Annotated in this window: 6 protein-coding genes; 5 read left to right on the top strand and 1 reads right to left on the bottom strand. The window is 72.2% G+C overall.

What is annotated here, in order from left to right:
- The first annotated feature begins 337 nt into the window (after window positions 1-337).
- Window positions 338-1,879, top strand: a complete 1,542-nt coding sequence (locus tag ACFXOM_RS11155; protein WP_384943128.1) for a hypothetical protein — start codon at window positions 338-340, stop codon at window positions 1,877-1,879.
- Window positions 1,880-1,937: 58 nt separating this feature from the next.
- Window positions 1,938-3,704 (top strand): protein kinase, encoded by a 1,767-nt coding sequence (locus ACFXOM_RS11150; RefSeq protein WP_384943898.1) that lies wholly within the window; start codon window positions 1,938-1,940, stop codon window positions 3,702-3,704.
- Here the strand turns inward: ACFXOM_RS11150 and ACFXOM_RS11145 are convergent.
- The gene (locus ACFXOM_RS11145) at window positions 3,688-4,497 is read right to left on the bottom strand and encodes an SGNH/GDSL hydrolase family protein (protein ID WP_384943132.1); all 810 of its coding nucleotides are present in this window, start codon (window positions 4,495-4,497) and stop codon (window positions 3,688-3,690) included. The genes ACFXOM_RS11150 and ACFXOM_RS11145 overlap by 17 nt on opposite strands.
- 901 nt (window positions 4,498-5,398) lie before the next feature.
- On the opposite strand from ACFXOM_RS11145, the gene ACFXOM_RS11140 reads away from it, so the two are divergent.
- The 3 genes from ACFXOM_RS11140 to ACFXOM_RS11130 are packed head-to-tail and all read left to right on the top strand — an operon-like array spanning window position 5,399 to window position 8,096.
- The gene (locus ACFXOM_RS11140; protein ID WP_384943134.1) at window positions 5,399-6,280 is read left to right on the top strand and encodes a glycosyltransferase family 2 protein; all 882 of its coding nucleotides are present in this window, start codon (window positions 5,399-5,401) and stop codon (window positions 6,278-6,280) included.
- The gene (locus ACFXOM_RS11135) at window positions 6,277-7,311 is read left to right on the top strand and encodes a glycosyltransferase family 2 protein (RefSeq protein ID WP_385037719.1); all 1,035 of its coding nucleotides are present in this window, start codon (window positions 6,277-6,279) and stop codon (window positions 7,309-7,311) included. Before ACFXOM_RS11140 ends, ACFXOM_RS11135 begins: the two co-directional genes overlap by 4 nt.
- A gap of 20 nt (window positions 7,312-7,331) precedes the next feature.
- Window positions 7,332-8,096, top strand: coding sequence for a polysaccharide deacetylase family protein (locus ACFXOM_RS11130; protein ID WP_384943148.1), 765 nt, complete (start codon window positions 7,332-7,334; stop codon window positions 8,094-8,096).
- The last annotated feature ends 67 nt before the right edge of the window (window positions 8,097-8,163 follow it).

Raw genomic sequence — 8,163 nt, 5'->3', positions numbered from 1 at the left:
CGAAAAAAAAAATGGGAAACGGAACGAGGAGGCCCCGGACCGCGGCGCGAGGGGGGGAACCAGAAAAGGCGGTCTTGCGCGAGCGCCCCCCTCGGAGGGGGCCCCCCTGCCCCGCGCAGGGGCCCCCGACTCTGCGCCCCCGGCCCGGAGGGGCCCCGCCGGGCGGACCACCGCGGGCGCGAGGTCCTCGGGCCCGGGCGGTTGCACCGCACGCCCCGCCGTCCCCTCCTCGGCGGCGCGGGTTCCGTCCGCCGGTTCGCCGCTGCCCGCGGCACCGTCCGCACGGACGCCTGGTTCCGGCCCGGCCCGTGCCGCGCGCCGGCGTGCCGGCGCCGCGATGGCGGCCCTCGGGATCGCGATCGTCGCACTGGTGGCCGGCGCGACGTCCGCCTCCGCCCACCCGCTGGGGAACTTCACGATCAACCGCTACGACGGACTCGTCGTCGGCGAGGACGCGTTGAGGGTGGACCACGTCGAGGACCTGGCGGAGATCCCCACTGCCAGGATCCGGCCGGAGTCAATGCCCCCGGGCGGGCTCGTCGCGTGGGCGCGGGCGCGATGCGCCTCGGCAGCCGACGAGGCGCGCCTCCTGGTGGACGGGCGCACGGTGCCCCTCACGCCCGGGACGTCACGCGCCGAGACACGACCGGGCCAGGCCGGGCTGCCCACGCTCCGGGTGGAGTGCGCGATGACCGCGCCGCTGCCGCAGGGGAGGGTGCGGATCGACTTCCGGGCCGGCGGTGCCGAGGGGGCGGGCTGGCGGGAGGTCACGGCACGGGGCGACCGCACGACGCTGACGTCGTCGGACGTTCCGGAGGACTCCGTGTCGCGCAGGTTGTCCACGTATCCGGAAGGTCTCCTCGAGTCTCCGCCGGACCGTACGACTGCGGCGCTCGAAGTCGAACCGGGCGGCCCCGCGCTGTCCGGCGAACCCGTCCGGGAGGCACCCGCCTCGGCGTTGCCGCGGGGGGTCGACCGGTGGACGCAGATGCTGACCGGCCTCGTCGAACGGCGTGATCTCACGTTGCCGTTCGCGGTCATGGCCCTCGGGATCGCTCTCGTCCTCGGAGCGTTCCACGCGCTTGCGCCCGGTCACGGCAAGACCCTGATGGCCGCGGCCGCGGCGGCCGGTGGCCGAAGCTCGCTCCGCGAGGTGCTGACGCTTGGCGCCTCGGTCACGGTGACGCACACCCTGGGCGTCTTCGTCCTCGGGGGCGTCATCGCGGCGGGGTCGGCCGTCACCCCCTCGATCGTGGGCTGGCTGAGCGTGGCCAGCGGAATCCTGGTCACCGCGACCGGCGCGCTTCTGGTGCGGCGCGCCTGGCACAACCGTGCGCACCAGCACGGGCACTCCCACGTCCACTGGTTCGGCCAAGGACACCACCATCACCATGACCATCACGACGGTGATCACGAACACGGCCAGGGGCGGGCCACCGACGGGACCGCACAGGAGCACCCGCACCCGCACCCGCACGGTCATGACCACGGACACTCCCCCGCGCGAGGAAAGCCCGCGGCCTCCCCCGCCGGCGGAACGCACCCTCTGCGCCGCAGCGTGCTGTTGGGGTTCGCCGGGGGCATGGTGCCCAGCCCTTCCGCCGTGGTCGTCCTGGTCGGTGCCGCCGCTCTGGGACACGCCTGGTTCGGCTTCCTGTTGGTCGTCGCCTACGGGGCCGGGCTGGCCCTCACCCTCACTGCGGCCGGGTTCGCCGTCGTCCGCGTCGGGGAGCGGGTCGCCGCGAGACTGGCGCGCCGGCGCACCACCGGGCGGCTCACCGGCCTCGTGTACCGCCTCGCACCACTGAGCACCGCCATGGCTGTCTTCGTACTCGGCTGCGGATTGGTCCTCAAGGGGGCTGCAGGAGCGCTGAGTTGAGCTAGCTTGGAAGGGTTTCCACCGTGATGGTCGCTCTGCTGCGAATGGGGGGCTCGTCATGAGCGAAGTGCCGGGCGCCGGTCGGGACGACGCCCAACTGGTAGCGGGGCGGTACCGACTGCTCGGCCGCCTCGGCGAGGGCGGCATGGGCGTCGTGTGGCGGGCCCGGGACGAGCTGTTGGGCCGGGAGGTCGCGGTCAAGGAGGTCCGCGCGCCCGCCGCGCTGGGCACCGCGGACGTGCGGCGGCTCTACGCGCGCCTGGAGCGCGAGGGGTGGGCCGCCGCCCGGATCTCGCACCGCAACGTGGTCACTGTCTACGACGTGGCGACCCACGACGGACGCCCGTGGATCGTGATGGAACTGGTCCGCGGACTCGCCCTGTCCGACGTGCTGGAGGCGGAGGGGCCGTTGGCTCCGCAGCGCGCCGCACACATCGGGGCCGAGGTCCTCGCCGCCCTGCGCAGCGCCCACGAGGCGGGGGTGCTGCACCGTGACGTGAAGCCGGGCAACGTCCTCATGGCCAACGACGGTCGGGTCGTCCTGACGGACTTCGGGATCGCCGCGGTCGAAGGCACGTCCGACCTGACGATGACCGGTGAGTTGGTCGGCTCCCCGGAGTACCTCGCGCCGGAGCGTGCACTGGGGCGCAGGCCGGGGCCGGAGTCGGACCTCTGGTCTCTGGGGGTGCTCCTGTACGCAGCCGTCGAGGGGCGTTCGCCGTTCCGCCAGACCACCCCGCTCAGCACACTGCGCGCGGTGGTCGACGAGGAGTTGCCGCCACCACGCAGGGCGGGCCCGCTGGAGCCGGTGATCGCGGGGCTGCTGCGGAAGGACCCGGCGCAGCGGCTGTCCGCCGCTGAGGCCGAACGCCGTCTTCGGGTCGTCGGAGCGGGCGGCACGCCGCAGACCGCCGACCCGCCGGCCTACGGGCCGGGAGCCGTCACGCTCACGGCCTCCACGCCCGTCACACCGGTGGCGACCATGGCGTCGTTCGGGCCTCCCCCGTCCGACCCCTCCACCGCCGACGACGCCACGCGGCGACGGCCCCGGCGTGCCGCCGTCGTGCTCGCCGCGGGGATCGCCGCGCTCCTGCTCTCCCTCGGCGGACTCACCTACGCGGTCCTGGACGACGACGCCGCGGGCAGCGGCGGGAAGCCCGGGCACGGAACGGCGAACGGCGGTTCGACGGGCAGCTCCACGGAGGGCTCAGCGGCGGGCGGTCGAGCAAACGGGGACGCCACGGCCGGTTCCGGGGCTCCGGTGGACGACCCGACCACGGGTTCGCCCGGCACCACCGGCGGCACCACCCCGGACGGACACGACCAGGAGACGGCGGAGCATCCGCAGAGCGTGAAGGTCCGCGTCCGTGCGGTGCGCGACGGTTACCGCGGCGCATGCCCGCCGCGCGAAGCCGAAGCGCCCGCCTTCACGGCGACGGTCACGGTGGGCCGTGCCCCCGCCTCCGTCGCATACCGCTGGGCGACCGCGAGCGGCCGGGGATCCGACGCGCACTGGCAGACCTTGGACTTCCCTTCCGGGGACGGGACGTCGCGGCGGACCGATCACACCGTGCGGGTGTACGCGCCGGCCGGCGCCCACCACGACCGGGTCCGGTTGGAGGTCCGAAGCCCGGTCGTGGTCCGGTCGAACTGGGTGGCGTTCTCGGTGACGTGCGAGGAGGAGTCCCCGACGGACAGGCCCACGGGAAGCCCGACGGGCGGCTCCACGGACGGCCCCACGGCGGGTTCCACCGGGGGGTCCTCCTACGAAGGGGCCGGGGCGGCCCCTCCCGGGCGGCCGGCGGCTGCTACGCCACCCCCGTGAAGGCGGGCAGGTAACCGCCCGACTGCCCCGCCGCGGTGGGGTGGTAGGAGTCGCCGAGGCTCAGCCAGTTGAGGCTGTGGAGCCACGCCGACCCGGAGCAGATCTCGTGCCCCGTGAAGGTCGGCACCACGTCCGCGAAGGCGAAGCCGTGGTCGGCGGCGCGCTTGGCCGTGGCGGCGTTGAGGTAGTCGGCACCGCTGTTGATCGCCGCGCGCTTCCGCTCGCTGAGTCCGCCGAAGCAGCTGCCCGAGAGCTTGTAGAACCGGGGGTAGCCGAGGACCACCACGCGGGCGGACGGCGCCTTGGCTCTGATCGCGTCGTACACCGAGTCGAGGCGGCCGGGCAGGGTCGTGTCGACGTAGCCCTTCGCCTGCTCGACACGGGCGACGCAGGTGGCTTCGGACTGCAGGACACAGGTCGTCATGACGTCGGTGAAACCGGCGTCATTGCCTCCGATGGTCAGGGAGACGAGGTCGGTCGCGGCGCTGAGCGGTGCGAGCTGGTTGGCCGTCACATCACTCGTACGAGCGCCCGCGCAAGCGGTGAAGGCGAACGAAGCGGGTGAATGGGCGGCCGCCCAGAGCGCGGGGTAGGCCCGATTGGTGCGCTTGCAGTTGCCGCTGCTGCCGATGTACGCGCCGGCTCCGACGCCCGAGGAGTACGAGTCGCCGAGTGCCACGTAGTCGACGGCCGCCGTGGCCTGGGCGGCCTGCGCCTGGCCCGCTCCGGTGAGAGCGAGGACGGCGCCGAAGAGGAGTGAGGAGGAGAATGCCGCGATTCGGGACAGTTTCATGGAACCTCCCATTAGCAGGATCTCTGCTCAACTGTCGTAGCATGTACGCCAGTTGTCTGGAAGTGTCCATGCCAAGAACAAATGGCGAGGAGTGTCGGTCGACACTTCTTGACGGACTTCGGACGCCGCGGGGCACGGGCGGGTCCGGACATCCACGCATCCGGCACCACGGGGGCGACGGCGCCCATGCAGACGACCACCGGCAAACCGTCCCGGATGCGGACGGACGCCCTTCCGGTGTCCACCGGAGCGACCCCCGCCGCTTCAGCGGTGGGCGCCGCCCTGGCGCCCGAAGACGTCGAGCCCTCCGTGCGCGCGCCGTTCGCGCTCTTCCACCCCCTCGCCGCACCGGCGGCAGAGCTGGGCGCGTCGCCGACAGCCCGGATCCGCACGGTCAGCGGCCGGCGCGAACCTGATCGACCTGACGGTCACTCAGGCACTGCGGACGCTGCCCCCCCTCTTTTTCCGCCGATCGCAGCGTAACCACCGTCACAGCAATCACTTTCCCCCTGTTGCATTTCGCCCTGCGGAACAGATGTGCGCATCTCATCCCGTGGAGGAAAAAGAAGTAAAAAAGTGAGCCACCGTTCCAGGTCTTGCCATACAGTCCTAATCATCAATACCGTCGTACATCCACCCGCAACGGTCCATCATGCAGAGCGACTCCAGGGGAGGGGTCTCACGTCGCGACGGGTCCGGGGCGGGGCGCGGTAGGGGGGTGCCGTGCTCGGTCATCGCACTTGTGCCGAGTCGCGTGCCGCGCGGCCAGCAATGCCAGCTCACCCAACCTGCACGGAGATCGATGCCGTCATGGCCGGGGTGAGAACCCCCCTTTCGAACCGGACACACATCCGGACCGCCCGGGGGTGGGCGGTCCACCGGACGAGAGGGAAACCGACTCATGAGCTCGTTCCTGCGCCCGGCGGTCCCGGGTCACGACCCACTGACCACACAGACGCCCGTCGCTCCGGCGACCACCAGGGCGACGGCCACGGCGACGCTCGGCCGAATACCGGCCCAGTACCGCCCCATCTCCTCCCATCTCGCGATCGCACCACCGGTCAGCGTGGTGATCCCCGCCATGAACGAGGCGGAGAACCTCCCGCACGTCTTCAAGACGCTGCCCGACTGGATCCATGAAGTCGTCCTGGTCGACGGCAACTCCACGGACGACACCATCGACGTCGCCCGGGAACTGCGGCCCGACGTCAAGGTCGTCAAACAGGTCGGCAAGGGCAAGGGCGACGCCCTGATCAGCGGCTTCGCCGCCTGCACAGGCGACATCATCGTCATGGTCGACGCCGACGGCTCAGCGGACGGCCAGGAGATCGTCTCCTACGTCTCGGCCCTGGTCGGGGGCGCCGACTTCGCCAAGGGCTCGCGGTTCGCCAACGGCGGCGGCACGGACGACATGACGCCCGTCCGCAAGCTCGGCAACCGCGTGCTCTGCGGCATCGTCAACGCCAAGTTCGGCGCCCGCTACACCGACCTCTGCTACGGCTACAACGCCTTCTGGCGCCACTGCCTCGACAGGATCACCCTGGACTGCACCGGTTTCGAGATCGAGACCCTGATGAACATCCGGGTCGTCAAAGCCGGACTGCGGGTCCAGGAGGTACCCAGCCACGAGTACCTGCGCATCCACGGCGTCAGCAACCTCAGCGCCGTGCGGGACGGGCTCCGCGTCCTCAGGGTGATCCTCCAGGAGAAGGCCGTGCGCAGGCGGGCGTCGGAACGGCGTCCTGCCCTCACCCTCAAGGCCCCACGGGGAGAGCTCTCTTGAGCGATCGGAGCCGCGGCGGCCACCGGGGCTTCTCCGTGGTGATCTGCGCCTACACCGAGGACCGCTGGGAGGACATCCTCGCGGCGGTCTCCTCGGTACGGGACCAATCGCTGCCGCCGCTGGAGGTCCTCCTGGTCGTGGACCACAACGCCGCTCTACTGGACCGGCTGGCGAAGGAGTACGACGAGCCCGCGGAACGCGGGGAGGTTCGGGTGCTCGCCAACGCGGGCCCCCGCGGTCTCTCCGCCGGCCGGAACACCGGGATCGCCGCCGCCCGGGGCCAGATCGTGGCCTTCCTCGACGACGACGCCGTGGCCGAACGGCACTGGCTCCGCTACTTCGACGAGGCCTACGACGACCCGCGGGTGATGGCCGTCGGGGGCAGGACGCTGCCCGCCTGGCCGTCGGGACGCAGACCCGTGTGGTTCCCCGAGGAGTTCGACTGGGTCGTCGGCTGCACCTACCGTGGGCTGCCCCGCGGCCGGGTCCGGGTCCGCAACGTGCTCGGCGGCAACGCCTCGTTCCGGCGCACGGCCTTCGATTCGACCGGCGGCTTCGCCACGGGCATCGGACGCGACGCCGACAGACGACCGCTGGGCTGCGAGGAGACCGAGCTGTGCATCCGGCTCGGCCGGGCCCTCCCGCACGCCGTGCTGCTCATCGACGACCGCGCCGTCATCCACCACAAGGTCCCCGCCGGACGCGCGCGCTTCGGCTACTTCCGGACCCGCACCTACGCGGAAGGGCTCTCCAAGGCCCTGGTCGCCCGAAGCGTCGGGAGCGGGAAGGGGCTCGAGACCGAGCGGCACTACACCATCCGGGTGCTGCCCGCGGGCGTCGTACGCGGACTGCGCGACGCCCTCCTGGGCCGTCGGGGCGGCGCGGGGCGAGCCGGTGCGATCATCGCCGGAGCCGCCACCGCCGCGGCCGGATACGCGGTGGCCCGCCTCCGCACGCGCTCCGGCACGGCGTTCTCGCACCGACCCGTCAGCGCGTACGTGCCGGACGGAGGAGGTGCGCCGTCACGGTGAGCCAGGCCGTACCGATCCTGATGTACCACGCCGTGGGACACCGGCCCGCGACCGCAACCCACCGACTGTCGGTGTCGCCCGAGGCGTTCGCCGAGCAGATGGAGCTCCTCGGTGACCGGGGCTTCACCCCGGTCACCACGGCGCGCCTCGGACGGGCGTGGCGACGGGGCGAGCCGCTGCCGCCGCGGCCGGTGTTGATCACCTTCGACGACGGTTACGAGGGCGTGCACCGACACGCCCTACCCGTCCTCGTCGAACACGGCTTCGTCGCGACCCTCTTCGTGTCGACGGGATGGCTGCGCGGCGCGCACGAGGAGGGCGGCGCGCTCGACACCATGCTCGACTGGGACCAGGTGCGCGCCCTCGCCGCCGCGGGAACGGAGGTCGGGGGCCATACCCACACGCACCCCCAGCTCGATCAGGTGGACGACCGGCGGCTGCGGTTCGAGACCCTCCGCTGCCGAGAAATCATCGCGGGGGAACTGGGCGAGGCCCCGGTCTCCTTCGCCTACCCGTACGGCTACTCCACCCGGCGGGTGCGGCAGATGGTGCGCGCCGCGGGCTTCGCGCAGTCGCTCGCGGTGGGCAATTCCCTGGCCCGCAGACACCAGGGACCGTATGCGCTCGAACGGGTCACCGTACGCCGCACCACCGGCATCGAGGAGTTCGAACGGCTCGTCGAAGGCCGAGCCGTGGCGCGCACCTTCGCGGGCGACAGGGCGCTGACGAAGGGGTACGCAGTGGTACGCAAGACCCGGAGGGCGGCCCGTTTGCTCCGTATGTGAGGGTGCATCGGGGATGCGGCGCCACACGTCAAAACACCGTGCGCGGAATGCGGCGGTGACGGATCAT

Source organism: Streptomyces sp. NPDC059169 (genome assembly GCF_042755225.1).
GTDB lineage: Bacteria > Actinomycetota > Actinomycetes > Streptomycetales > Streptomycetaceae > Streptomyces.
The sequence above is the reverse complement of the archived record's forward strand: the minus strand, read 5'-3'. Positions and strand labels throughout refer to the sequence as shown.